Here is a 22,508-nt window from a genome sequence, read left to right as displayed (position 1 = left end):
TGCACATTATGCAAATGCAATTCACGATGTGAAACGATGGCGCCGGCCTTGCGTGTCCAGGCGCCGCTTGCGCACCACAAGGAGGATGCCCATGGAACCCGAGATCGACTGCGTCGACATCGACCCCGAAGAAACCAGCGAGTGGCTGGACGCGATGCAGGCGGTGCTGGCGCACGAAGGCCTGCCGCGCACGCATTACCTGCTGGACCGCCTGATCGACCAGGACCGCGCCCGCAGCGGCGGCTATGCCGCAGCCGGCGTCACGCCCTACGTCAACACGATCGGCCTGCCGGCGCAGGCGCCGTTCCCCGGCGACACCCGCATCGAAGCCCGGCTGGGCGCCTACCTGCGCTGGAACGCCATGGCCATGGTGCTGCGCGCCGGCAAGCATTCCGGCGTGGGCGGGCACATCGCCACGTATGCCTCGGCCACCACCCTGTACGAAACCGGCTACCGCCATTTCTTCCGCGCCGCCACGCCGGACTACCTGGGCGACATGCTCTACATCCAGGGCCATTCGGCGCCCGGCATCTACGCCCGCGCCTATCTGGAAGGGCGCCTGTCCGAGGCCGAGCTGGACCGCTTCCGCCGCGAGATCGGCGGCGGTGGGCTGGCGTCGTATCCGCATCCGCGCACCATGCCCGGCTTCTGGCAGTTCCCGACCGTGTCGATGGGCCTGGGGCCGCTGATGGCGGCCTACCAGGCGCGTTACATGCGCTACCTGGAAGACCGCGGCCTGATCGCGGCGCAGGACCGGCGCGTCTGGGGCTTCCTGGGCGACGGCGAACAGGACCAGCCCGAGACGCTGGCGGCAGTCGCCATGGCCGGCCGCGAAAAGCTCGACAACCTGATCTTCGTGGTCAACTGCAACCTGCAGCGCCTGGACGGCCCGGTGCGCGGCAACGCCAAGATCATCCAGGAGCTGGAAAGCGTCTATCGCGGCGCCGGCTGGAACGTCATCAAGGTGATCTGGGGCGGCGGCTGGGATGCGCTGCTGGCGCAGGACCACGACGGCCGCCTGCGGCGCCGCATGATGGAATGCGTGGATGGCGAATACCAGGTCTTCAAGGCGCGCGGCGGCGCCTATGTGCGCGAGCATTTCTTCGGCGCCGATCCGGTGCTGCTGGAGCGCGTGGCGCACCTGAGCGATGACGAGATCGGCGCGCTCAACCGCGGCGGCCACGACCCGGTCAAGATGCACGCCGCCTACGCCGCGGCGCTGGCGCATCGCGGCCAGCCCACGGTGATCCTGGCCAAGACGGTCAAGGGCTACGGCATGGGCGCGGCCGGCGAGGCCGCCAACACCAACCACCAGCAGAAGAAGATGGCCGACCCGGCGGTGCGCGCCTACCGCGACCGCTTCGACCTGCCGGTGCCGGACGAGCGCCTGGAGGAGATCCCGTACATCAAGCCCGAGCCCGGCACGCCGGAACAGGCCTACCTGGAAGCCGCCACCCGGCGCGCCGGCGGCCACCTGCCGCTGCGTCCGGCCGGCCCCGGGCCGCAGGCCACGCCCGCGCTGGAGGCGTTCGCCGCGCACCTGAAGGGCAGCGACGGCCGCGAATTCTCGACCACCATGGCGTTCGTGCGCATCCTGGCGCAGTTGCTCAAGGACCCGCAGATCGGCGCGCGCGTGGTGCCCATCGTGCCGGATGAATCGCGCACCTTCGGCATGGACGGCATGTTCCGCCAGGTCGGCATCTATTCGCACGTGGGCCAGCTGTACACGCCGCAGGATGCCGACCAGCTCAGCGTCTACCGCGAGGACCGGCGCGGCCAGATCCTGCAGGAAGGCATCAACGAGTCGGGCGCCATGGCCTCGTGGATCGCCGCCGCCACCGCCTACAGCACCCACGGCGTGGCGACGATTCCGTTCTACATCTTCTATTCGATGTTCGGGTTCCAGCGCGTTGGCGACCTGGCCTGGGCGGCCGGCGACATCCGCGCGCGCGGCTTCCTGCTGGGGGCGACCTCGGGCCGAACCACGCTGGAGGGCGAGGGCCTGCAGCACGACGACGGCCACAGCCACGTGCTGGCCTCGGTGATCCCGTCGTGCATCGCCTATGACCCGGCCTATGCCTACGAGATCGCGGTGATCGTGCAGGACGGCATGCGCCGCATGTACCAGGAGGAAGAAGACGTCTTCTACTACCTGACGCTGATCAACGAGAAAACCGCGCATCCGCCGATGCCGGAAGGCGCCGAGGCCGGCATCCTCAAGGGCATGTACCGCCTGCGCGAGGGCGGTCCGGGCGAGGCGCGCGCGCAACTGCTGGGCAGCGGCGCCATCCTGGGCGAGACCCTGGCCGCCGCCGACCTGCTGCGGCAGGACTTCGGCGTGGCGGCCGACGTCTGGAGCGTCACCAGCTATTCAGAGCTGCGCCGCGACGGCCAGGAGACCGAGCGCTGGAACCGCCTGCATCCGCTGGACGCGGCGCTCCGGGGCTTCGTCGAGACCCGCCTGGCCGACACCCGGGGGCCGGTGATCGCGGCCACCGACTACATGAAGACCGTGGCCGAGCAGATCCGTCCTTTCGTCGGGCGCCGTTATGTCACGCTGGGGACCGACGGCTTCGGCCGCTCGGACACGCGCCAGGCGCTGCGGGCGTTCTTCGAGGTGGACCGGCACCACATCGTGCTGGCCACGCTCAAGGCGCTGGCGGACGAGGGCGTGTTGCCGGCGGAGCGGGCGGCCGAGGCGATCCGGCGCTACGGCCTGGATCCGGAAGCCGTGTCGGCGGCCTTGCCGTAAGGCGGGGCGCGGCGGCCAGGCGGCGGGAGGGGGGGGCGCCGCAAGCGCCGCCGCCCGCGCCCCGTCGACGTTCAGGCGCGGCGCGCCAGCAACGCCCAGATGCCGGCGGCGGACAGCAGCGCGCCGCCGCCCAGGTTGAAGCCGCGCTGCGCGCGCGGCGACGCCAGCAGGCGGCGCGCCGAGCCGGCGAACAGCGCGTAGGCGGTGGCATTGAGGCCGGCGCAGGCCACGAAGGTGGCCGACAGCGTCCACAGCTGGCGCGTGACGTCGCCCGCCGGGTCGATGAACTGCGGCAGGAAGGCCACGAAGAAGATGATGCCCTTGGGGTTCAGCGCCGTCACCAGGTAGGTGTTGGCGAACAGCTTCCAGCGCGAGCCGGCCGCGCCGGCCCGCGGCAGCGTGGCGGGCGCGACGCCCGCGCGCAGCAGCTTGACGCCCAGGTACAGCAGGTACAGGCCGCCCACGGTCTTGACCACGGTGAACCAGAAGGCCGACGCCGACAGCAGCGCGCCCAGGCCCAGCAGCGACAGCGCCAGGGCGGTGGAATCGCCCAGCGCCACGGCCAGCACCAGCGGCAGGCGGGCGCGCTTGCCATGGGTGAGGGAATAGCTGATGACGGTGAGGATGGTGGGGCCGGGCAGCATCAGCAGCAGGGCGGATGCGCCGACGAAGGCCAGCCAGGTTTCGAGCGACATGGGGACGGCTCCATGGAGAATGGGGCGGCGATCGCGTCCCAGGCGGTTACTGTAGCCCAAGGCGCTGCAACCGCCCATTGCCCGTGGGGGCAAGCCTGCGGCCGCCGGCGCACTGGTGCAAAATAACGCTTCTCCCGACAGTGAACGCGTCCCGGCAGCGGGACGGCGAAGGAAACACCATGGCATTCGATTTCGACCTGTTTGTGATCGGCGCGGGCTCCGGCGGCGTGCGCGCGGCCCGCTTCGCGGCCGGTTTCGGCGCCCGCGTGGCGGTGGCCGAAAGCCGCTATCTGGGCGGCACCTGCGTCAACGTGGGCTGCGTGCCCAAGAAGCTGCTGGTCTACGGCGCCCACTACAGCGAAGACTTCGAGCAGGCCCACGGCTTCGGCTGGAGCGTGGATGAACCCCGTTTCGACTGGCCCACGCTGATCGCCAACAAGAACCGCGAGATCGAGCGTCTTAACGGCATTTACCGCAACTTGCTGGTCAATAGCGGCGTGACGCTGCTGGAAGCCCACGCCCGCATCAAGGATCCGCACACCGTCGAGGTCGACGGCAAGTCCTACACCGCCGCCCATATCCTGGTGGCCACCGGCGGCTGGCCGCAGGTGCCGGACATCCCCGGCAAGGAACACGCCATCACCTCGAACGAGGCCTTCTTCCTGAAGGCGCTGCCGCGCCGCGTGCTGGTGGTGGGCGGCGGTTACATCGCGGTCGAATTCGCCTCCATCTTCAACGGCATGGGCGCCCAGACCACCCAGGTCTACCGCGGCCCGCTGTTCCTGCGCGGCTTCGACCAGGCGGTGCGCGAGCACCTGCGCGATGAGCTGGTCAAGAAGGGCATCGACCTGAAGTTCGACGCCGACGTGGCGCGCATCGACAAGCGCGCCGACGGCACCCTGGCCGCCACCCTCAAGGACGGCAGCGTGATCGAGACCGATTGCGTGTTCTACGCCACCGGCCGCCGCCCGATGCTGGACAACCTGGGCCTGGAGAACACCGGCGTCAAGCTCGACGAGAAGGGCTTCATCGCGGTGGACGACGAATACCGCACCAGCGAGCCGTCGATCCTGGCGCTGGGCGACGTCATCGGCCGCGTGCCGCTGACGCCGGTGGCGCTGGCCGAGGGCATGGCGGTGGCGCGCCGCCTGTTCCGCCCCGAGGAATACCGCAAGGTCGACTACAAGCTGATCCCGACCGCCGTGTTCAGCCTGCCCAACATCGGCACCGTCGGCATGACGACCGAAGAGGCGCGCGCCGCCGGCCACAAGATCAAGCTGTTCGAAAGCCGCTTCCGGCCCATGAAGCTGACGCTGACCGGGTCGCAGGAAAAGACCCTGATGAAGCTGATCGTCGACGCCGACACCGACAAGGTGCTGGGCGTGCACATGGTCGGCCCGGAAGCCGGCGAGATCGTGCAGGGCATCGCCATCGCGCTCAAGGCCGGCGCCACCAAGCGCGTGTTCGACGACACCATCGGCATCCACCCGACCGCGGCCGAAGAATTCGTGACGCTGCGCACGCCGGTCGCCGACTGAGGCGGTCGCCGGCCCAGCGCGGGGCCGGCCTGACGCGCCGCCCGGCCGGTGCGCGCACCGGCTACAGGCGCTCGATCATGGCGCGCGCCGCCGCCGGCGCGCGCTCCTTGGCGCCATTGATGAAGAACGCGAACACGTCGCGCGCATGCGCCGCGCCGGCCGGCTTGCGCGGGTCGACCCGCGGCAGATCGGCCGGATCGCCGCCGCGCGCCCAGGTGCGCAGGCGGTCGGCCCACGCGTCCAGCACCTTGGGCGCATAGCCGGCCTTGAAGGCGGTGCTGGCGCGCATCAGCCGGGCATAGACGAAGTCGGCGGTGCGGTCGGCGAGCGACGGATAGTCCTCGCTGTCGGTGTAGACCGTGGCCACGTGGTGGCGCCGCGCCAGGTCCAGGTAGGCCTGGCAGGCGAAGCTGGCGTGGCGCACGTCCATCACGTGGCGCAGCGGCAGGCCGTCGACCTGGTCCGGCAGCAGCGCCAGGAAGGCGCCGAAATCGTCGGCGTCGAACACCTTGGTGGGCGCGAACTGCCACACGATCGGTCCCAGCTTGGGGCCGAGCTCGGCGATGCCGCCATGCACGAAGCGGTGCACCGATTCGCCGGCGCCGGCCAGCTCGCGGCGGTTGGTGGCGTAGCGCGATGCCTTGAGCGAGAACACGAAGCCGTCGGGCGTTTCGTCGCGCCACTTGGCGAAAGTGGCCGGCTTCTGGCTGCTGTAATAGGTGCCGTTGATCTCGATGGCGCTGAGCTGGCGGCTGGCGTACTCGAGTTCGCGCGCATGCGGCAGGCCTTCCGGGTAGAAGGGGCCGCGCCAGGGCGCGTAGGTCCAGCCGCCGACGCCGACGCGGATGGCGACGTCGCGCGGGGCGGGCGGGGACGATGAGCGTGGCGGCATGGGCGGGTCCTCCCTGGGGCGTATCGACATTCAACGGCGCCGCGCGCGGGCCTGGCGGGCGCGCCGATCCGACCACTGTATCCCGGTCCGGCGGCCGCTCCCATCCGGTCACATTTAAAAGCGGCGCGGCTGTTGTATCCGGGCCGCGATGCCGGCCGTCGCCGCCGTTGCAGCGCGGCCTGCGGCGGGCGCGCAACACGCATGCCGCGGCCGTGAAAAATCCCGCTGTTCCGATACAGATTTCAGATAACGTGATGCTTCATCCCTTCACCATCGACCGGCCCGCGCCGGCGCATCATGCCTGACATTGCCAATCTCCTGACGTTCGCCCTGGTCGCCCTGGGCATGGTGCTCACGCCCGGGCCCAACATGATCTACCTGGTGTCGCGCTCGATCTCGCAGGGGCCCAAGGCCGGCCTGATTTCGCTGTCCGGAGTGGCGGTGGGTTTCATCTTCTACGTGCTGTGCGCGGCCTTCGGCCTGACCGTGCTGCTGATGTCGGTGCCCTATGCCTATGACGCGCTGCGCTTCGGCGGCGCGCTCTACCTGCTGTACCTGGCCTGGCAGGCGGTGCGTCCCGGCGGCCGCTCGCCGTTCCAGGTGCGCGAGCTGCCGGCCAGCAGCCCGCGCACGCTGTTCACGATGGGCCTGGTGACCAACCTGCTCAATCCCAAGATCGCCGTGCTGTACGTGTCGCTGCTGCCGCAGTTCATCCAGCCCGACCACGGCAGCGTGTTCACCCAGTCGATCGCGCTGGGCCTGACGCAGGTCGCCATCAGCCTGTCGGTCAACGCGGTCATCGCCATCATGGCCGGCTCGATCGCCGGTTTCCTGGCCGGCCGCCCGCTGTGGATCGTGATCCAGCGCTGGCTGATGGGCACGGTGCTGGCCGGCCTGGCCGTGCGCATGGCGCTGGACTCGCGCCGCTGAGCGCCTGCCGCTGAAGACGCGTTGCCAGACGCAGGCCGCCCCGGCCCGTGACGGCCCGCGCGTCAGCGCCGCAGCGTGACGGCCAGCCTGCCCAATTGCCGGACCAGCGCCGGAAACCGGTCGGCGCTGGTGTTGCCGTAGCCGATCACCAGGCCGTTGTCTTGCGGCTGCGGCGTGATGGCGAAGCTCGACAGCGCGTTCGGATTCATGCCCAGCTGGCGCGCCTGCTCGACGATGGCGCGGTCCGGGATGTCCGGCGGCAGCCGCACCGTCAGGTGCAGGCCGCTGTGGCCGCCCAGCACTTCATGGTCGACGCCCAGGTGCTGCGCCAGCGCCTCGCGCAGCGCCGCCTGGCGGTCGCGGTACAGCCGCCGCATGCGGCCTAGGTGGCGCGAGAACTGGCCGTTGTCGATGAAGGCGGCCATGGTCAGCTGCTCCAGCCGGTGCCCGCCGCGCAGCATTTCCGAGATCGACGGCATGGCCGGTTCCGCGATCGCCTGCGGCAGCACCAGGAAGCCCAGCCGCAGGGCGGGAAACATGGTCTTGCTGAAGGTGCCCACGTACAGCACCGGCGCGTCCGGCAGCAGGCCCTGCATCGCGGCGATCGGCTCGCCCTGGTGGCGGAATTCGCTGTCGTAGTCGTCCTCGATGATCCAGGCGCCGGCGCGGCGCGCCCGCTCCAGCAGGTCGAGGCGGCGCGCCAGCGACAGCACGGCGCCGGTGGGGTATTGATGCGTCGGCGTGGTCTGGATCAGGCGCGGCGGCCGGGTGCGCCAGTCCTCGTCGCGGATGGCGACGCCGTCGGCGTCGACCCGCATCGCCACCACGTTCAGGTCGCCCGCGTGGAAGGCCGACTTGGCCCCGCGGTAGCCGGGCTCCTCGAGCCAGGCGGTGTCGCCGGGGTTGGTCAGCAACTGCACGCACAGCGCCAGCGCGCCCTGCGCGCCTTCGGTGATGACGATGCGCGAGGCGTCGCAGCGCACCCCGCGCGACACCCGCAGGTACTGGGCGATGGCCTCGCGCAGCGCCGGCTCGCCCACCGGCGGACCGTAGCCCAGGGTGGCGGCGGGGGGGGCGGCCTGCAGCGCCCGGTCCTGGGCGCGGCGCCAGGCGTTGATGGGAAACTGGGTCAGGGCCGGCGTGCCCGGCGTGAGCGGCAGCGAGCCGTCATTGGGCGCGCGCGTCGAGACGATGCGCGACAGCCGCGTGGCGGTGCGAAAGGCCGGCGCCTCCGGTGGGGGCGGCGGTTCGGCGGCTTGCCTGGCGGCCTGCTTGGCGGCGCTGGCGGCGGTGGCCGACAGCGGCGCCACCCGGGTGCCCTGGCGGTCGGCGATGACGTAGCCTTCGGCGGTCAGTTGCTCGTAGGCGATCAGCACCGTATTGCGCGAGATGTCGAGCTCGTCGGCCAGCACGCGCGAGGCCGGCAGCTTGCCGCCGGCGGGCAGCTGGCCCGCCAGGATGGCCTGCTTGAGCCGCTGGATCAGCTGGCGCTGGCGCGGCAGGGCGCCTGGCCCGCGTGCCAGGGGGCTGGAGAGCAGGGCGGCTTGGTCGGTCATGGCTCTATTAAATCAAGAGGTCGTGGTGCTTTTTATCATGCCACGGTTTGGCTATCGTGGGAGCATGCCAGGGCCCGCCGCGACGGAAAAGCCCTGGCGGGCGTCCGCCACTGGCGGCGGCGTTCCCCAACCTGGATGAGGCCTCGCAGCATGCAACCCCGCGTCAACGAATACCAACAACCCGTCGGTCCCGCCCTGCCCGACTGGACGCCGCGTTCGCGTCCGCCCATGGCGATCGCGCAGGGCCGCTACTGCCGCCTCGAACCGCTGTCGGCCGAACGCCATGCCGCGGACCTGTTCCATGCCTTCAACCAGGCGCCCGACGGCAGCGACTGGACCTACATGTCCGCCGGCCCGTTCGCCGACGAGGCCGCTTACCGCAAGTTCGCCGAACAGGCCCAGGCGCAGCCGGGCAGCGACCCGTTCCATCATGCCGTCATCGACCTGGCCAGCGGCCGCGCCATCGGTTCGTTGTCGCTGATGCGCATCGAACCCGCGCACGGCGTGATCGAGGTCGGCCATGTGGCGTTTTCGCGCCTGCTCAAGCGCACCCGCATCGCCACCGAGGCGCAGTTCCTGCTGATGCGCCGCGCCTTCGACGAACTGGGTTACCGCCGTTATGAATGGAAGTGCGACAGCCTGAACGCGCCGTCGCGCGCGGCCGCCACCCGTCTCGGCTTCCAGTTCGAGGGCATCTTCCGCCAGGCCATCGTGTATCGCGGCCGCAGCCGCGACACCGCCTGGTTCTCGATCATCGACAGCGAATGGCCGGCCCTGCGCGCCGCCTACGAGCGCTGGCTCAGTCCCGACAACTTCGACGCCGAAGGCAACCAGCGCCACGGCCTGGCGGACCTGATCGCCCAGGAAAAGGCCGCGTGCGCCTGATTCCCGTTGCGCTGGCGCTGTTCTGGGGCCTGAACTGGCCGGCGGTCAAGATCGTGCTGTCGATCTGCCCGCCGTTCACCCTGCGCCTGCTGGGGCTGGGCAGCGGCGCCTTGCTGCTGCTGGCGCTGGCGCGCGCCAAGGGGCTGTCGCTGCTGCCGCCGCGGGCGTCGTGGCCGGGCATCGTCATCGGCGGCATCCTGGCCGTGGCGGTGTTCAACCTGGCGGTGGCCTGGGCCCAGCTCAGCACCAGCACCTCGCGCGCCGCGGTGCTGACTTTCACCATGCCGATGATGTCGGCGCTGCTGGCCTGGGCCGTGCTGGGCGAGCGGCTGGACCGCCGCCGCGGCCTGGCGCTGCTGCTGGGCGGACTGGGCGTGGCGGTGCTGGCTTGGCCGGTGCTGCGCGCCATCTTTGCCGATCACGACCTGGCCGCCGCGCGCGGCCTGGTGTTTCCGCTCACCGCCGCCTTCGGGTGGGCCGCCGGCACGGTCTACCTGAAGCGCTGGCCGGTGATGGGGCACCGCATCGTGGTGACCGCCTGGCAGCTGGCGGTGGGCGCGGCCTGCGCGCTGGCCGGCGTGCTGCTGGCGGGCGAGGCGTTTCCGGCGCAGGGCTGGAGCCCGCGGGTGGCGGCGGCGCTGACGTTCCACATCGTGCTGGGCACGGCGGTGGCGTACTGGCTGTGGTTCGTGCTGAGCGAGCGGGTCAGCGCCACGGTGGCGGCGTTGACCACGCTGATGGTGCCGGTGGTGGGCGTGCTGGGCGCGATGGCGCTGGTGGGCGATCGCCCCGCGGCGGCCGACTGGTGGGGCTTCGCGCTGGTGCTGGCGGGCGCGGCGCTGATCGTGTTGAACCTGGGCGGCGCGCGCCGGGCCTGAAGGCCGGCGCGTGGGTCTGGTGCCTGGGTCTGGCGCCTGGCGCCGGTCAGGCCCGCCGGCCGCGCCGCAGCTTCTCGCGCAGCAGGCCGGCGCCGCTCACCAGCGAGATGCCGGCCAGCACCATCAGCGCGCCGGCCACGAACGCGCCGTCCAGCGGTTCGTCCAGGATCAGCACGCCGAACGACACGCCGAACAGCGGCGTCATGAACGACAGGATCGACAGGCGCGAGGCCAGGTAGCGCCGCAGCAGCCAGAACCAGGCCAGATAGCTCGACAGCGCCACCACCACCGACTGGAACGCCACGCTCAACATGGCCGACGGGGTGTAGCGGATGCCGGCGTTGCCGGTGGCCGCGGCATAGACCAGCAGCACCAGCGCGGCGATCGCCATCTGATAGAACAGCGTCTTGGACGGCGCCGCTTCCGACAGCGCGGTGCGGCGGATCGCAACCGTGGTGGCGCCCCACAGCAGCCCGCCCAGCAGGCCGAGGCTGTCGCCCAGCAGCATGTTGCTGGCGGCCGCGGCCGCCGGCTGCTGGCCGTTGCCCAGGAAGGCCACGGCGATGCCGCCGAACGCCACGGCCACGCCCAGCCATTGCAGCGGCGCCATGCGTTCTTCCGGCACGCGCCAGTGCAGGCCCAGCGCGGTGAAGATCGGCGCGGTGTACAGGAACACCGACATGTGCGAGGCGGTGGTGTACACCAGCCCCTGCGCGATCGCCAGGAACTCGAAGCCGAACAGCAGGCCCACCAGCACGCCGGCGCCCAGCGTGCCGTCGCGCAATGCGCGCGCGCCTTCGCCGCGCCACACCACCACGCCCAGCACCAGCGCGGCAAAGGCCGAGCGCAGGCCCACCTGCATGATGGGCGAGATGTCGGCGGCCACCAGCTTGATGGCGATCTGCTGGAAGCCCCAGCACACGCACAGCAGCAGCATCACGCTGGTGGCCAGCGTGTCCAGGGGGCGGCGGGTGGGGGCCAGGCCCGCGATGGCGCTCACGGCAATTCGGCCGGGTAGCTGTCCAGCGCCAGTCCGATCTGCTGGCGCAGATCCCATTCGGCCAGGCTGGCCTGCACCGGGCCGAAGAAGGCGCCGTCGCGCGTGACGAACATGGCCGGCAGGTGGAAGACCTCGTAGCGTTCCACCAGGCCGCCGTTCTCGCCGGCGTCGACCCAGCACACCCGTTCCACCGGCAGGTCCAGCTTCGGCAGCTGTTCGCGCGCGATGCGGCAGGTGCCGCAGGTGCGGCTGTGGAACACCAGCAGCGTCAGGCCGGGGGTGTCCAGCAGGTAGCGGTCGGCGGTGCTGTCGTTCAGTTCGATCTGGTCCATGGCGGCGTCGGGGTGGGGTTAGCGGGACAATCTGCGATCCAGTTCCAGCACGGTCTGGTACAGCACGCGGGTGCCGTCCAGCAGTTGCGCCGGCTCGATCCATTCCTCGGGACAGTGGCTGCGCCCGTTCAGGCAGGGGATGAAGATCATGCCGATGGGGCCGGTGGGCGCCATGTAGACAGCGTCGTGGCCGGCGCCGCTGGGCAGGCGCATGTTGGCGTAGCCGAGCAGGTCGGCGGCGGCCTGCACCGCGTCCATCACCAGCGGGGTGCAGTCGGTGGGCTGGGCCCGGCTCAGTGGCACGAAGCCGGCGGTCAGGCGCAGCGCCTTCAGGTCGGCGGCCACGCCGGCCATCAGCGTTTCGGGGAAGGCGTCCAGCACCGCGTTGCTGTCGCTGCGCATTTCCAGCGTCAGCTCGACGCGGCCGGGCACGGCGTTGGCGGCGTTGGGCGTCATGGCGAGTTTGCCGACGGTGGCGACCACGTAGTGCGGATTGCCGCTGGCGGCGCTGGCCTGGCGGCTGGCGGCGTCGATGATGCGGGCCGCGCCCACCAGGGCGTCGCGGCGGATGTCCATGGGCGTGGTGCCGGCGTGGTCGGGCTGGCCTTCGACCGTGATCAGCACGCGGCGGATGCCGACGATGTTGGTGACCACGCCGATGGGCAGCTGGCGGCTTTCCAGCACGGGGCCTTGCTCGATGTGCAGCTCGACGAAGGCGGCGGTGCCGTCGGGGCCACGCAGGGGCCGCGCCAGCGCGACCGGATCGCCGCCGATGCGGGCGATGCCCTGCGCCAGCGTCTCGCCGTCGGCGTTGCGGGCGGCCAGCATGTCGGCGCTGAGCTGGCCGCTCAAAGCGCGGCTGCCGACGCAGGAGATGCCGTAGTCGCTGGGTTCTTCGGACAGGAAGTCGATGACCTCGAACGGGTGTTCCAGTTCGATGCCATGTTCCCGCATCGTGTGGGCGACCTCGATGCCGGCCAGCACGCCGATGATGCCGTCGAAGCGGCCGCCGCTCATGACGGTGTCGCAGTGCGAGCCGGTGGCGATGGGCTTGCGCTGCGCGTTGCGGCCGGCGCGGGTGCCGATCAGGTTGCCGCCGGCGTCCAGGCGCGTGGCCAGGCCCGCGGCCTCGAATTCACCGCGCAGCCAGTCGCGCGCTTCGAGGAACAGCGGCGAAAAGGCGTGGCGGGTCCAGGGCTGGTCGGGCAGGGTGTAGCGCGACAGGGTCTCGACGCGCGACCACAGGCGTTCGGCGTTCAACGGAGGAAAGGACATGGCCATGCCGTTCATGCCTTGCGCGGACGCAGGAAGCGGCCGTCGCCCTTGTTGTTGACGATGCGGCGGCCATCATAGACCTGCTGGCCGCGGCACCAGGTGCCGGCCACGCGCACCGTGAACTCGCGGCCCTCGAACGAACTCCATTGCACCGCCGACAGGCTGGTGGACGGGTCGTAGGCGTAGCGCTCCGGCGTCAGGATGACGATGTCGGCATCCTTGCCGACTTCCAGCGTGCCCTTGCGGTCGTCCAGCAGGAAATGGCGCGCGGGGTTATCGCACAGCTGGCGCACCACCATCGACGGCGAGATGCCATGTTCCTCGCAACCGGTCCAGAAAGCCGGCAGCAGCGTTTCCAGGCCCGGGCCGCCGGACGAGTTCTTGAAGACGTTTGGGTTCTGCTTGCGCTCCAGGCCCCAGCTGACGTGATCCGACGACACGAAGGTGCATTCGTCGTTGGCGATGTGGGTCCACAGCAGCTCGACCTCGGCCTTGGGGCGGATCGGCGGATAGTGCTTGGTCTTGGCGCCGAAGCGGCGGGTGTGTTCCTCGTGGTTCAGCATCAGGTATTGCACGCAGGTCTCGATGCTGGCGCGGTGGCCGTTGCGGCGGAACATGTTGCAGATCTCGAAGCCGCGCGAGGTCGATACGTGCACCGCGTGGGCGCGGGCGCCGGTCTCGGCGCCGATCTCGTAGATCAGCGCGGTGGCCAGGTTCTCGATCAGCGGCGTGTGGGCGCGCATGAAGGCGTCCCAGCCGGTGTCGTCGGCCTCGATCAGGCGGGCGATGTTCTTGCGCGTCATCTCCTGCATCTGATTGTGCACGCCGCACACCAGGCCGGACGGCGCGATCAGGCGGAAGGCCTCGTACAGGTCGTCTTCCTCGATGCGCGGGAAGCGGCCGGGCGTGGCTTCGAAGGTGGAGAACTTGAAGGCACAGACGCCGCCCTCGATCAGGCCGGCGGCGGCGGCCAGGCCGTGTTCCTTGTTCAGGGTGCCGAACAGCCCCACGTCGACGTGGCAGTCGCGCTCGACCTCGGCGATCTTGGCGTCCAGGTGCGGGCGCGAGGCGACCGGCTCGGGATCGTCGTAGGGCATGTCGACCATGACCGTGACGCCGCCGGCGGCGGCGGCGCGCGAGGCCCAGCCCAGGCCTTCCTGGTTGGCCTGGCTGCCGGAGTGCACCTGGCCGTCGACCACGCCGGGGATGATCCACTGCCCGCTGGCGTCGACGCTGTCACGCGCCGCGGGGGCCGCGCCGGTGCCGCGCGCGGCGATCTTGCCGCCCTGCACGGCCAGCCAGCCGTTTTCCACGATGCCGTGCGGATCGACGATATTGCCGCGCACCACCCAATCGAAATCGCTCATGACCACTTCCATCCAATGAAGAACTGAAGGGCAGTGTAGTAAGCACGATTCAAAACGTCTTATGCTTATATGTGCATGGGAATTAACATCAGGTTAAGCATATGAAATTGAATCTGCGCCAGATCGAGGTCTTCCGCGCCATCATGTTGAGCGGCTCGATCAGCGGCGCCTCCAAGCTGCTGTTCGTGTCGCAACCGGCCGTCAGCCGGCTGATCGCCTACACCGAGCAGCGCCTGGGCCTGATGCTGTTCGAGCGCATCAAGGGGCGGCTCTACCCCACGCCGGAAGCGCGGCGGCTGTTCGTCGAAGTGACCGCGCTCTACCAGAACGTGCAGCGCGTCAACGAGGTGGCCGACAACCTGGCGGAGAGCCGCGAGGGCCAGTTGCGCCTGTCCTGTAGCCCGAGCCTGGGCCAGTCGCTGCTGCCGCGCGCCATCGCCCGCTTTCGTCAACTACACCCGGAAATCCGCATCGTGCTGCAGACGCTGATCCCGGCGGTGATGGAGCAGTCGCTGCTGACCCAGCAGGTCGAACTGGGCGTGGCCTACATGCCGGTGAACCATCCCAGCCTGGCGACCCGGCCGCTGTACGAGAACCGCATCGTGGCGGTGCTGCCCGCCGGCCATCCGCTGGCCGGACGCCGCCAGGTCACCGCCGCCGAGCTGGCGCGCGAGCCGCTGATCGGCTACAGCGCCGACATTCCCTTCGGCATGCTGGTGCACAAGCTGTTCGGCGCCGAGGACGCGCAGCCCGAGCCGCGCATCGAGGTGCAGCAGGCGCACGTGGCCTGCGCCCTGGTGCAGGCCGGCGCCGGCGTGGCGCTGGTGGACGAGATCACCGTGGCCGGCCCGATCTGGTCGGACGTGGTGACGGTGCCGATCGCCGATACGGTCAACGCGCCGGTCAATGTGTTCCACCTGCAATTGCAGCCGCTGTCGCGCCTGGCGCAGGCCTTCATCGACGTGCTGGTGACGCTGGACCAGCCCGCCGGCGCCTGATCTTTTCCCCCCGCCGGCGCCTGGGGATATCCCTAGGTCCGTTCTGCCCCCGGATTGCCCCTCTCTCGGGGCGCACCCCGCTATTAACCCAATGTTATGAACAAGGCATAAAAGGTAATACGACATTAACGGGATTGGTTCCTATGATGCCCTCGTCTATCCAGCGCGCATGCCGTTGGAGCCGCTAAACGCAATCGGGAAAGGAAGGGCGCAGCAATGGGAAGAATCTTGACGATGCAGGATGTCGAGGCCGCGGTCAGGGGCGGTTCGGTGTTTGCCTGTGGCGGGGGGCGGCTGGGCCGAGCATGGCCGCGAACTGGGATCGCTGGCCGTGACCATCGGCCGGCCCGAACTGGTGTCGATGGACGAAGTGCCCGATGACGCCTGGATCGCCACCGCCGCCGCCATCGGCGCGCCCGGCGGCCTGACCGACTGGCAGATGCTGGGCATCGACTACGTCAAGGCGGCCGAGCGCCTGCAGGATGCGCTGGGCGAGCGCCTGTATGGCCTCATCATTGGCCAGAACGGCATGTCCAGCACGCTCAACGGCTGGCTGCCGTCGGCGGTGCTGGGCACCAAGGTGGTGGACGCGGTGGGCGACATCCGCGCCCATCCCACCGGCGACATGGGCTCGCTGGGCCTGGCCGGCAGCCCCGAGCCGATGATCCAGTGCGCCGTGGGCGGCAACCGCGCCAACAACGCCTATATGGAACTGACCGTGCACGGCGCCACCGGCAAGGTATCGCCGGTGCTGCGCCGCGCCGCCGACATGGCCGGCGGCTTCATCGCCAGTTGCCGCAATCCGATCCGCGCCTCGTACGTGCGGCGCCACGCCGCGCTGGGCGGCATCAGCCGCGCGCTGGCGCTGGGCGAAGCCATCCTGGCGGCGCAGCCCAAGGGCGGCAGCGCCGTGATCGACGCCATCTGCAAGGCCACGCAGGGCGAGATCATCGGTTCCGGCAAGGTGGTGCGCAACACGCTCAAGTACACCGAGGAAGCCTTCGACATCGGCACGGTCGAGATCGGCGAGGGCGCGGGCAAGCGCGTCATCCACGTCATGAACGAGCATATGGCCGTGACCGACGCGCAGGGCGAGCGCATCGCCTGCTATCCGGACGTCATCACCACGCTGGACGCCGACGGCAATCCGGTCAGCGCCGGCAAGTTGCGCGAGGGCCTGCAGGTGTCCATCCTGCACGTGTCCAAGCAGCACATCCCGCTGTCCTCCAGCGTCACCGACGCCTCGGTCTATCCGATCGTCGAGAAGGCGCTGGGCATGGACTTCACCGGCTACGCGCTGGGTCGCTGAGGGGGCGCTGATGAAACGTGAATTCAAGGTGCCGGGCGGCACCACGCTGCGTTGCAAGGGCTGGCGCCAGGAAGCGCTGCTGCGCCTCCTGGAGAACGTGCTGGCGGTGGGCGAGGACCCCGCCAACCTGGTGGTCTACGCGGCGCTGGGCCGCGCCGCGCGCGACTGGCCGTCGCACGACGCCATCGTGCGCGCGCTGATGACGCTGGAAGAGGACCAGACCCTGATCGTGCAGTCCGGCAAGCCCATCGGCGTGCTGCGCACCCATCCGCAGGCGCCGATCGTGATCATGGCCAACTGCAACATGGTGGGGCAGTGGGCGCATGCCGAGAATTTCTACCGCATGCAGGACGACAACCTGATCTGCTGGGGCGGCCTGACCGCCGGCGACTGGCAGTACATCGGCTCGCAGGGCGTGATCCAGGGCACCTACGAGATCTTCTCGCGCATCGCCGAGCGCCATTTCGACAACGACCTGCGCGGCCGCTTCATCCTGACCGCGGGCATGGGCGGCATGGGCGGCGCCCAGCCCCTGGCGGGCCGCATGGCCAACGCCGCCATCCTGACGGTCGAGATCGATCCGGAACGCATCGAGAAACGCATCAAGGCCGGCTTCCTGGAATGCCGCGCCGACACGCTGGACGAGGCGCTGGCGCTGATCCGCGACGCGCAGGCGGCGCGCCGCCCGCTGTCGGTGGGCCTGCTCGGCAACGCCGCCGACGTGTATCCCGAGATCCTGGCGCGCGGCATCGTGCCCGACATCGTCACCGACCAGACCTCGGCGCATGACCTGGTCTACGGCTACGTGCCCGCCGGCCACACGCTGGAGCAGGTCGCGCGCATGCGCCGCGAGGACATGGCAGGCCTGATGGACGCCAGCCGCCGCTCGATCGTGCGCCACGTCACCGCGATGCTGGGTTTTAAGGACCGCGGCGCGGTGGTGTTCGACAACGGCAACCTGATCCGCACCCATGCGAAGCAGGGCGGCGTCGAGCGCGCCTTCGAGATCCCCGTCTTCACCGAGGCCTTCCTGCGCCCGTTGTTCGCGCGCGCCATCGGCCCGTTCCGCTGGATCGCGCTGTCCAACGATCCCGAGGACATCCGCAAGATCGACGACTTCCTGCTGCGGCGCTTCCCCGACAACCTGATCGTGTCCAACTGGATCCGGCTGGCGCGCGAGTCGGTGCCGTTCGAGGGCCTGCCCGCGCGCATCGCCTGGCTCGGCCACGGCGAGCGCACGGAACTGGCGCTGGAAGTGAACCGCATGGTGCGCGAGGGCATCCTGGCCGCGCCGGTGGCGTTCACCCGCGACCACCTGGACGCCGGCGCCATGGCGCATCCGAACATCATGACCGAGAACATGCGCGACGGCTCCGACGCCATCGCCGACTGGCCGCTGCTGAACGCGATGATCAATTGTTCGTCCAGCGCCGACCCGGTGGCGATCCACTCGGGCGGCGGCGGCTACAGCGGCTACATGACCAGCGCCGGCGTGACGGTGGTGGCGGACGGCACCGACGCGGCGGCGCAGCGCCTGTCGCTGTCGCTGACCAACGACACCGCCAGCGGCGTACTGCGCTATGCCGACGCCGGCTACGAAGAAGCGCTGGACGAAGTCGGAAAGAAGGGTATCGACCGCATCGACACGATGGCGGCGCGGGTTTGAACGGCAGGACATAACAGCCCCGGACACGGGGCGAATCAACGGGAACGTCAATGAAAAACATCGCAATCAACCCGGGCGCGGGGATGGTGGGGGGCAATGCCGCCCACGCAGGCGCCGATGAGCACAAGGGCGCCAAGAAGGCGGTCATCGCCGCTTCGATCGGCAACGCCCTGGAGTGGTACGACTTTTCGGTCTACGCGCTGTTCGCGGTGTATATCGGGCAGAACTTCTTCCACAACGAAGATCCGACGGTGCAGCTGATGGCCTCGTTCCTGGCCTTCGGGCTGGGTTTCGTGGTGCGGCCGCTGGGCGCGCTGATGCTGGGCGCGTATGGCGACCGCGCCGGCCGCAAGGCGGCGCTGACGCTGACCATCATGCTGATGGCGCTGGGCACGCTGCTCATCGCCATCGCGCCGCCGTACGCCGCCATCGGCGTGGGCGCGCCGCTGCTGATCGTGTGCGGCCGCATGCTGCAGGGCTTCTCGGCCGGCGGCGAAGTGGGCGGCGCCACCGCCTTCCTGGTCGAGCACGCGCCGGCCGGCAAGCGCGGCCAGTACGCCTCGTGGCTGCAGGCCAGCATGGGCATCTCCAACCTGCTGGGCGCGCTGGTCGCCACGCTGGTGACCACGCTGCTGACCGAAGACCAGGTGGGCGAATGGGGCTGGCGCATTCCGTTCATCGTCGGCCTGTCGATCGCGCCGGTGGGCCTGTGGATGCGCCGCACGCTCGACGAGACGCCGCATTTCCGCGAGGAACAGCAGCGCCAGGCCGCCAGCGGCAAGCCCGCCAAGGCGCCGCTCTTGAGCGTGCTGCGCGACTATCCGCGCGAGCTGTTCACCGGTCTGTGCATGTCGGTGCTGTGGGCCATCGGGCCGTACGCGCTGATCATCTTCATGCCGATCTATGTGCAGAAGAGCATGGGCTTCACCAGCTCGCAGGCCTTCCTGGGCGCCTTGGTGGGCAATCTGTTCCTGATCGGCGGCTGCTTCTTCTCGGGCACGCTGTCCGACCGCTACGGCCGCCGCACCGTGCTGCGCGCGTCGGCGCTGCTGCTGCTGATCGCGGTGTATCCGCTGATGATGTGGCTGCAGGCCAACCACACGCAGTTCGCGCTGATCGTGGTGCAGTCGTCGTTCTGCCTGCTGGTGGCGCTGTACGTCGGCACCGCGCCGTCGGCGCTGTCGGAAGTGTTCCCGACGGCGGTGCGCTCGTCCGGCATGTCCCTGGCCTACAACACCGCGGTGACGGTGCTGGGCGGCTTCGCGCCGGCCATCCTGACCTGGATCACCTACACCACCGGCGTGGCCTTCGCGCCGGCGCTGTACGTGATGGGCGCCTGCGTGGTGGCCCTGGTGGCCTTGACCGTGCTGCCGCAGAAGAACCATGTCTGAGGCCGGCAAGCGGTTTGCGGACGTGGCGCATGCAGGCTTGCCGGCGCGCCGTTCGGCCGTCGGCGGCCTGCGCCGCTGGCTGGGTCGCGCCGCCGCGGCGCTGGGCGTGGCGGCGATGCTGGCCGCGCCAGCCGCGCAAGCGGGGCAGGGCGCCGAACTGGTGCTGCTGGGCGTGGCCGGCGGGCCGACCTGGTACGGCAACGACGCGCCCCACGGCATCTCGTCGGCGCTGGTGGTGGACGGCAAGGCCTACCTCGTCGACCTGGGCTCGGGCGCCTACCGGCAACTGCGCCGCGCCGGCATCAAGCCCGGCGTCGAGCAGGCCGTGTTCCTGACGCACCTGCACACCGACCACATCATCGACCTGGCCAGCCTGCTGATGTACGACCCCAGCGCGCGCCGCCGCGCCAAGGCGTCGTTGCAGATCTACGGGCCGGGCCGCCGCGGCGCTTTGCCGCCGCTGGCGCCGGGCCTGGCGGGCGATCCGGTGATCCATGCCGAGAACCCGGGCGCGGGCACCGTGGACCTGGTGGACTCGGTGGTCGCCGGCATGGCCGCGGACCTCAACATCCGCGTGCGCAGCGAAGGCGTGCCGGACGTGCGCGGCTTCTTCCAGGCGCATGACATCGCCGTGCCGGCCGGCGTGGTGAAAGACCCGAACGCCGACCCGGCGCCGCCGATGGAACCCTTCGAGGTCTGGCGCGACGAGCGCGTGACGGTCAGCGCGATCCTGGTGCCGCACGGGCTGGTGTATCCCAACTTCGCCTACCGCTTCGACACCGCGTCGGGCTCGGTGGTGTTCTCGGGCGACACCGCGCTCAGCCCCAACCTGGTCAAGCTGGCGCGCGGCGCCGACATCCTGGTGCACGAGGCCATCGATCCCGCCTGGGTCGACCACATCGTCGGCCCCAAGCCCTGGGACGCGCGCCAGCAGGCGCTGGCGCGGCAACTGCTGGGGGCGCACACCACGCCGCAGCAGGCCGGCGAGGCGGCGACGCAGGCAGGCGTCCGCAAGCTGGTGCTGTCGCACCTGGTGCCGGGCGATGCCCCGGCCGACCATTGGCTGCATGCCCGCGAGACCTTCAAGGGTCCGGTGGTGCTGGGCCAGGATTTGATGCGTATTCCCTTGAAGCAACCGTAAGCACCGCCGGAGGCAAGATGAAGTCTTTGCGTGTTGATACCCACCGACGCGCGGCGCGCGCGTGCGGCCGGATGGCGCTGCTGGCGACACTGTTGCTGGGCGCGGCCGCGCAGGCGGCCGGCGATTGCAGCGTCACGCTGGACGGCAAATCGCTGACGGCGGCGCAGGTGCTGGCGGTGGCGCGGCAGGATTGCGCCGTCGCCATCGCGCCGGCCGCGGCGCAGCGGGCGGCGCGCGCCTACGACTTGCTGCTGGCCTATGCGCGCCTGGACAAGCCGGTGTACGGCCTGAACCGGGGCGTGGGCCTGAACAAGGACCAGACCATCTTTCAGGGCGGCGAGATCTCGCCCGAGGTGCGGCGCCTGTCCGAACAGTTCAACCGCAACCTGCTGCATTCGCACAGCGCGGCCTACGGCGCCGAGGCGCCGCGCGACGTGACCCGCGCCGCCATGCTGATCCGCCTGAACACGGCGCTGTTCGGCGGCGCCGGCATGCAGCCGGCGGTGCTGGAGCAATACGCCGCGTTTCTCAACCGCGACGTGACGCCGGTGATGCTGGGCGAAGGCTCGGTCGGCCAGGCCGACATCACCATCCTGCCGCAGATCGGCCTGGTGATGATGGGCGAGGGCGAGGCCTGGCACGGCGGCCATCGCATGAGCGCCGGGCAGGCCCTGCGCGAGGCCGGCCTGGTGGCGGTGCGTCCGTTCGGCAAGGACGCGCTGTCGATGGTCAGCTCGAACGCCTATGGCGCCGCGCTGGCGGTGCTGGCCGCGCACGATGCGCGCGCGCTGCTGGCGCAGGCCGACGCGGTGGCGGCGCTGTCGCTCGAAGGCCTGGACGGCAACCTGGCGCCCTTGCTGGCGCCCGCGCAATCGCAACGGCCTTACGCCGGCCAGCGCCAGACTGCCGAGCGCATGCTGGGCCTGCTGCGCGGCAGCGCGTTGTGGAAGCGCGATCCGCAGCGGCCCTTGCAGGACCCGCTGAGTTTTCGCACGGTGAGCCAGGTGCACGGCGCGGCGCGCGACCTGCTGGCGCTGCTGGACCGGCAGCTGCAGGTGCAGATCAACAGTTCCGACGACAACCCGACGGTGGTGCTGGACGCCGCGCCGGCGGCCGGCGCGCCCGACTATGAAATCCAGTACTACGTGACCGAGGGTCCGGTGCGTGGCGCCGTCATGCCCAGCGCCGGGTTCGATCCCAGCGCCTGGGTGCTGCCGCTGCAAGGCGCCGGCGTGGCGCTGTCGCAGGTGGCGCAACTGTCGGCGCAACGCACCTTGCGTCTGACGGACCCGGCCTTCACGCGGTTGCCGCGCTTTCTCAGTCCGGGCAATGGCGCCATCGGCTACGGCCCGATCCAGAAGACGGTGTCGTCGCTGGCGGCGGACGTGCGCGCCCTGGCCGGGCCGGTCGTGACCGACGTGCAGCCGCAGGCCGGCAATATCGAGGACGTCGGTACCAATGCGCCGCTGACCGGGTTGCGCGTGACCGGCCAGATCGCGGCCCTGACCCGGCTGCTGGCGGTGGAACTGATGCACGGCGCCCAGGCGGTCGACCTGCGCTATCCGCAAGGCCCGGCGGCGGCGCTGGGGCAGGGCACCGCCAGCCTGTGGCGGGATTTTCGCCAGCAGGTGTCGGCCATGACCGAGGACCGCCGCAACGACGCCGACGTCATCACCGCCACCGCCTTCCTGCGGCAGGCGCGGGCGGACCTGCCGGCCTGGGCCCGGGCCGACGCGGCGCGCTGAGCGGCGGGGNCCGCCGCCGGCCGGAATCCCCTGCCGACGGCGCGGTTTTCCCTGGAACAGACCGTTGCAGCGCGAGTGCCCGCGGCGCGGCCACAAGGCGCTTGCCGGTGGGTGATTTGCGCTACATTTGCCCGACGCGCCGCGGGGCGCCGGCCAGA

Annotated in this window: 17 protein-coding genes and 1 pseudogene; 11 read left to right on the top strand and 7 right to left on the bottom strand. The window is 70.3% G+C overall.

What is annotated here, in order from left to right:
• Positions 1-91 precede the first annotated feature (91 nt).
• On the top strand, positions 92-2,752 hold the full coding sequence (gene aceE / locus AOZ49_RS07055; RefSeq protein ID WP_054474721.1) for a pyruvate dehydrogenase (acetyl-transferring), homodimeric type: 2,661 nt from the start codon (positions 92-94) through the stop codon (positions 2,750-2,752).
• 71 nt (positions 2,753-2,823) lie between these two features.
• Here aceE and AOZ49_RS07050 read toward each other — a convergent pair whose 3' ends face one another.
• The gene (locus tag AOZ49_RS07050; protein ID WP_054474720.1) at positions 2,824-3,447 is read right to left on the bottom strand and encodes a LysE family translocator; all 624 of its coding nucleotides are present in this window, start codon (positions 3,445-3,447) and stop codon (positions 2,824-2,826) included.
• A gap of 179 nt (positions 3,448-3,626) precedes the next feature.
• Between AOZ49_RS07050 and gorA the strand changes: the two genes are divergently transcribed.
• Positions 3,627-4,985, top strand: a complete 1,359-nt coding sequence (gene gorA, locus AOZ49_RS07045) for a glutathione-disulfide reductase (RefSeq protein WP_054432276.1) — start codon at positions 3,627-3,629, stop codon at positions 4,983-4,985.
• Positions 4,986-5,046: 61 nt separating this feature from the next.
• On the opposite strand, the gene AOZ49_RS07040 is transcribed toward gorA, so the two are convergent.
• Positions 5,047-5,877, bottom strand: a complete 831-nt coding sequence (locus tag AOZ49_RS07040) for a DUF72 domain-containing protein (protein ID WP_054474719.1) — start codon at positions 5,875-5,877, stop codon at positions 5,047-5,049.
• A gap of 297 nt (positions 5,878-6,174) precedes the next feature.
• Between AOZ49_RS07040 and AOZ49_RS07035 the strand changes: the two genes are divergently transcribed.
• Entirely contained in the window at positions 6,175-6,807 is a 633-nt protein-coding gene (locus AOZ49_RS07035; RefSeq protein ID WP_054432274.1) for a LysE family translocator, read from the top strand.
• A gap of 62 nt (positions 6,808-6,869) precedes the next feature.
• Here AOZ49_RS07035 and AOZ49_RS07030 read toward each other — a convergent pair whose 3' ends face one another.
• Positions 6,870-8,363 (bottom strand): MocR-like pyridoxine biosynthesis transcription factor PdxR, encoded by a 1,494-nt coding sequence (locus AOZ49_RS07030; protein WP_054474718.1) that lies wholly within the window; start codon positions 8,361-8,363, stop codon positions 6,870-6,872.
• Positions 8,364-8,513: 150 nt separating this feature from the next.
• On the opposite strand from AOZ49_RS07030, the gene AOZ49_RS07025 reads away from it, so the two are divergent.
• Positions 8,514-9,248, top strand: coding sequence for a GNAT family N-acetyltransferase (locus tag AOZ49_RS07025; RefSeq protein ID WP_054432272.1), 735 nt, complete (start codon positions 8,514-8,516; stop codon positions 9,246-9,248).
• Complete coding sequence (locus AOZ49_RS07020; RefSeq protein WP_054432271.1) at positions 9,239-10,126, top strand: DMT family transporter; 888 nt, start codon at positions 9,239-9,241, stop codon at positions 10,124-10,126. The genes AOZ49_RS07025 and AOZ49_RS07020 overlap by 10 nt, the downstream gene beginning before the upstream one ends.
• Before the next feature lie 46 nt (positions 10,127-10,172).
• Here AOZ49_RS07020 and AOZ49_RS07015 read toward each other — a convergent pair whose 3' ends face one another.
• The 4 genes from AOZ49_RS07015 to AOZ49_RS07000 are packed head-to-tail and all read right to left on the bottom strand — an operon-like array spanning position 10,173 to position 14,100.
• Positions 10,173-11,117 (bottom strand): DMT family transporter, encoded by a 945-nt coding sequence (locus AOZ49_RS07015; RefSeq protein WP_082380359.1) that lies wholly within the window; start codon positions 11,115-11,117, stop codon positions 10,173-10,175.
• 5 nt (positions 11,118-11,122) lie between these two features.
• Entirely contained in the window at positions 11,123-11,458 is a 336-nt protein-coding gene (locus AOZ49_RS07010) for a thioredoxin family protein (protein WP_006394163.1), read from the bottom strand.
• Between the two features lie 18 nt (positions 11,459-11,476).
• Complete coding sequence (locus tag AOZ49_RS07005) at positions 11,477-12,739, bottom strand: Zn-dependent hydrolase (RefSeq protein WP_054474717.1); 1,263 nt, start codon at positions 12,737-12,739, stop codon at positions 11,477-11,479.
• Between the two features lie 5 nt (positions 12,740-12,744).
• Positions 12,745-14,100 (bottom strand): dihydroorotase, encoded by a 1,356-nt coding sequence (locus tag AOZ49_RS07000; RefSeq protein WP_054429069.1) that lies wholly within the window; start codon positions 14,098-14,100, stop codon positions 12,745-12,747.
• Positions 14,101-14,201: 101 nt separating this feature from the next.
• On the opposite strand from AOZ49_RS07000, the gene AOZ49_RS06995 reads away from it, so the two are divergent.
• The 6 genes and pseudogenes from AOZ49_RS06995 to hutH all read left to right on the top strand — a co-directional run bounded on the left by AOZ49_RS06995 (position 14,202) and on the right by hutH (position 22,350).
• Positions 14,202-15,098, top strand: coding sequence for a LysR family transcriptional regulator (locus AOZ49_RS06995; protein WP_054474716.1), 897 nt, complete (start codon positions 14,202-14,204; stop codon positions 15,096-15,098).
• 216 nt (positions 15,099-15,314) lie between these two features.
• Positions 15,315-16,407 (top strand): annotated as a pseudogene (locus AOZ49_RS06990) (DUF917 domain-containing protein).
• 10 nt (positions 16,408-16,417) lie between these two features.
• Complete coding sequence (locus AOZ49_RS06985; RefSeq protein WP_054474715.1) at positions 16,418-18,073, top strand: urocanate hydratase; 1,656 nt, start codon at positions 16,418-16,420, stop codon at positions 18,071-18,073.
• A gap of 50 nt (positions 18,074-18,123) precedes the next feature.
• Positions 18,124-19,464, top strand: coding sequence for an MFS transporter (locus AOZ49_RS06980; RefSeq protein WP_082380348.1), 1,341 nt, complete (start codon positions 18,124-18,126; stop codon positions 19,462-19,464).
• Entirely contained in the window at positions 19,457-20,605 is a 1,149-nt protein-coding gene (locus AOZ49_RS06975) for an MBL fold metallo-hydrolase (protein WP_231690261.1), read from the top strand. Before AOZ49_RS06980 ends, AOZ49_RS06975 begins: the two co-directional genes overlap by 8 nt.
• A 71-nt stretch (positions 20,606-20,676) precedes the next feature.
• Entirely contained in the window at positions 20,677-22,350 is a 1,674-nt protein-coding gene (gene hutH, locus AOZ49_RS06970; protein ID WP_054474712.1) for an HAL/PAL/TAL family ammonia-lyase, read from the top strand.
• The last annotated feature ends 158 nt before the right edge of the window (positions 22,351-22,508 follow it).

Source organism: Achromobacter sp. 2789STDY5608615, assembly GCF_001298995.1.
In the GTDB taxonomy this organism is placed as follows: domain Bacteria; phylum Pseudomonadota; class Gammaproteobacteria; order Burkholderiales; family Burkholderiaceae_B; genus Achromobacter; species Achromobacter insuavis.
The sequence above is the reverse complement of the archived record's forward strand: the minus strand, read 5'-3'. Positions and strand labels throughout refer to the sequence as shown.

Bases quoted from the DNA above. Each gene is read 5' to 3' on its own strand.
- AOZ49_RS07030 (WP_054474718.1), bottom strand. From the start codon at position 8,363: ATGACCGACCAAGCCGCCCTGCTCTCCAGCCCCCTGGCACGCGGGCCA.
- AOZ49_RS07035 (WP_054432274.1), top strand. From the start codon at position 6,175: ATGCCTGACATTGCCAATCTCCTGACGTTCGCCCTGGTCGCCCTGGGC.
- AOZ49_RS07025 (WP_054432272.1), top strand. From the start codon at position 8,514: ATGCAACCCCGCGTCAACGAATACCAACAACCCGTCGGTCCCGCCCTG.
- AOZ49_RS07040 (WP_054474719.1), bottom strand. From the start codon at position 5,877: ATGCCGCCACGCTCATCGTCCCCGCCCGCCCCGCGCGACGTCGCCATC.
- AOZ49_RS07050 (WP_054474720.1), bottom strand. From the start codon at position 3,447: ATGTCGCTCGAAACCTGGCTGGCCTTCGTCGGCGCATCCGCCCTGCTG.
- AOZ49_RS06985 (WP_054474715.1), top strand. From the start codon at position 16,418: ATGAAACGTGAATTCAAGGTGCCGGGCGGCACCACGCTGCGTTGCAAG.
- hutH (WP_054474712.1), top strand. From the start codon at position 20,677: ATGGCGCTGCTGGCGACACTGTTGCTGGGCGCGGCCGCGCAGGCGGCC.
- aceE (WP_054474721.1), top strand. From the start codon at position 92: ATGGAACCCGAGATCGACTGCGTCGACATCGACCCCGAAGAAACCAGC.
- AOZ49_RS06975 (WP_231690261.1), top strand. From the start codon at position 19,457: ATGTCTGAGGCCGGCAAGCGGTTTGCGGACGTGGCGCATGCAGGCTTG.
- AOZ49_RS07000 (WP_054429069.1), bottom strand. From the start codon at position 14,100: ATGAGCGATTTCGATTGGGTGGTGCGCGGCAATATCGTCGATCCGCAC.
- gorA (WP_054432276.1), top strand. From the start codon at position 3,627: ATGGCATTCGATTTCGACCTGTTTGTGATCGGCGCGGGCTCCGGCGGC.
- AOZ49_RS06995 (WP_054474716.1), top strand. From the start codon at position 14,202: ATGAAATTGAATCTGCGCCAGATCGAGGTCTTCCGCGCCATCATGTTG.
- AOZ49_RS07010 (WP_006394163.1), bottom strand. From the start codon at position 11,458: ATGGACCAGATCGAACTGAACGACAGCACCGCCGACCGCTACCTGCTG.
- AOZ49_RS06980 (WP_082380348.1), top strand. From the start codon at position 18,124: ATGAAAAACATCGCAATCAACCCGGGCGCGGGGATGGTGGGGGGCAAT.
- AOZ49_RS07005 (WP_054474717.1), bottom strand. From the start codon at position 12,739: ATGGCCATGTCCTTTCCTCCGTTGAACGCCGAACGCCTGTGGTCGCGC.